The organism is Tychonema sp. LEGE 06208, assembly GCF_015207505.1.
In the GTDB taxonomy this organism is placed as follows: domain Bacteria; phylum Cyanobacteriota; class Cyanobacteriia; order Cyanobacteriales; family Microcoleaceae; genus Microcoleus.
In genome coordinates this window covers 1-2189 of sequence record NZ_JADEWT010000215.1, presented here as the reverse complement: position 1 = coordinate 2189, position 2189 = coordinate 1, and the positions used below count along the sequence as shown (strand labels likewise).

1 protein-coding gene is annotated in these 2189 nt (G+C 46.4%); it reads left to right on the top strand.

Annotation, left to right across the window (positions count from 1 at the left end; genetic code table 11):
- The first annotated feature begins 58 nt into the window (after window positions 1-58).
- Window positions 59-1921 (top strand): NACHT C-terminal alpha/beta 1 domain-containing protein, encoded by a 1863-nt coding sequence (locus IQ263_RS27955; protein WP_194071280.1) that lies wholly within the window; start codon window positions 59-61, stop codon window positions 1919-1921.
- Window positions 1922-2189 lie beyond the last annotated feature (268 nt).

Sequence of the window (2189 nt, the reverse complement as noted above, 5' to 3'; positions counted from 1 at the left end):
TGTATAAGAGACAGGGCACGGGGGCACCGCCCCTACGAATCCCCTCAATGTAGGGGCGGTGCCCCTGTGCCCGCCCCTCGCGCAACAGCTACGGGAAGCATTAGCAGCATCAGGAAAAGAGCGAATTCGAGACTTAGTAAAAAATCCCCTGAGATGTTCGCTATTGTGCGGCACTTGGCAATCCTTGGATGGTGATTTACCAGATACTAAGGCTAAGCTTTATCAGCGGTTTGTGACTACTTTATATCAGTGGAAAAAACCGCACTTGAATTGGAGTCAGCAGCAGGATTTGAATGCGGCTTTGGGGAATTTGGCTCTGGCTGGGATGTTAAATGAAACGGAGCGCTTTCAGTTGCGAGAAAGTGTGGGATATCGGGTGATTGGTGCATCGCAGTTTGAGTTGGCTTGTCGTTTGGGTTGGCTGAATTTAGTGGCGAGGGACGGGGAGACGCTGGAGGGGATTTATGCTTTTTACCATCCGACTTTTCAGGAATATTTTGCGGCGTTTGCGGTTGAGGATTGGCACTTTTTCTTGAATCATATTCCTAAGAATCCGCAACATCCTGATGCTAGATATCGCATTTTTGAGAAGCAGTGGAAGGAGGTTATTTTGCTGTGGTTGGGGCGTGAGGAGGTTGGGAAGGAGGAGAAGGAAGCGTTTATTAAGGCGTTGGTTGAGTTTGAGGATAGGTCGGGTTTTTATAGAGTTCGGGCGTATTTTCTAGCGGCGGCGGGGATTGCTGAGTTAAAAGATTGTCGCCTTGCTGATAAAATTGTGTCGCAGATTGTTCAGTGGAGCTTTGTTTGTTTTAGTGAGGACAAACAGGAGTGGTGGTCACCTCTCGATCCAGTTGAAGAGGGATCAAGGGAGATACTGAAAGAGACGGATCGGAAAAGGGCGATTTCAGCTTTAGTCGAATTAATCCGCGATTCAGGCAGTGAAAATACCCGGAAACACGCTGCAATAAAGTTAGGAGAAATAGACAAAAATCACCTAGAAGCGATTTTACTCGACGAATACCCAATCTTCTTTTCAGGTCATGGAGATACCAGGATGATAGTGGCAGATAGCTTAGGGCAAATAGGCAAAGATATCCCATTGGCGGGCACTACAGTCTTGTTAGACGCATGCCAACCATCTATTCCAACCTGGTGGCAAGAGACAGAAAGCTTAAGGAATATCAGCCAAGATAACCCAGTTGCGATCGCCACTTTAGTCGAGTTAATCGGCAATTCATGTGATGAAGCTACCCGATGGCAAGCGGCAGATAGCTTACGGAAAATTATGAAAGGTAAACACTTCGCGATCGCAGTCTCAGGATTGAAAAATTGCCTAACTTCCGAAATCTATGAAAACGATTCTAATCTCTACGAAAACTGCTATCAAGTCATCTGGAACTGCGCCCCAAATATGACTTACCCAGAATTTCATCAAGCATGGCACACTCAACCCACCAATTCCCCGATACCCGACAACCACCGACAAAATACAGATATCCCCACACTCCTCAAACAACTCCAACCCACCGATAAAACCTGGGTCGTTCCCCTCAACATTCGCGCCTTAGAAGGCGAAACCGATACAAGCGCGATCGCCCAAGAACTCTGTACCCAACTATATCAAACAATCTTCCCCGCAGATACAGACATCCTCGCCCTTCGCAACGCCCCCGAATTCAAGCGATTAATCCCCCAACTCAAAAACTGGCTGCAAAAACAGCACATCGCCTTAATTTTGCACTCGTGCCCCTGCGAAGATGCGCTTTCATCTTTCACCCGCAAACTCGCCGACACTCACATGGGAATTCATATCGCCTGGATTACCGATACACCGCTGGAATTCCCGCTAAAAGGTTTTCGGGTGGATGGAGAGAATTGGTTGGAGGCGGTGCAGAATTGGATTGCGGGGATTGGTGCGTGATGTTGGGCCTTTCGGGTTAACTGTAGTTTAGACTCAAAAATGAGTGCAGCTAAAAGTAGTGGCCTTTGAAGAGTAGCCAAGCTGTTACTCAAAAATTCAAAATGTAGAAGATTAAATAGCTAATCTTGAAGACTTTTTGCGCTGACGGGGTGACAACCCCGTTAAAACATAGACTCAATCAAGGACATAGCTCTCATACCCTTCTGAAAAAATGGCAATTTATTAGGTCTTATTTTCATTAATTCAACAACTATTTCCTGACAATATT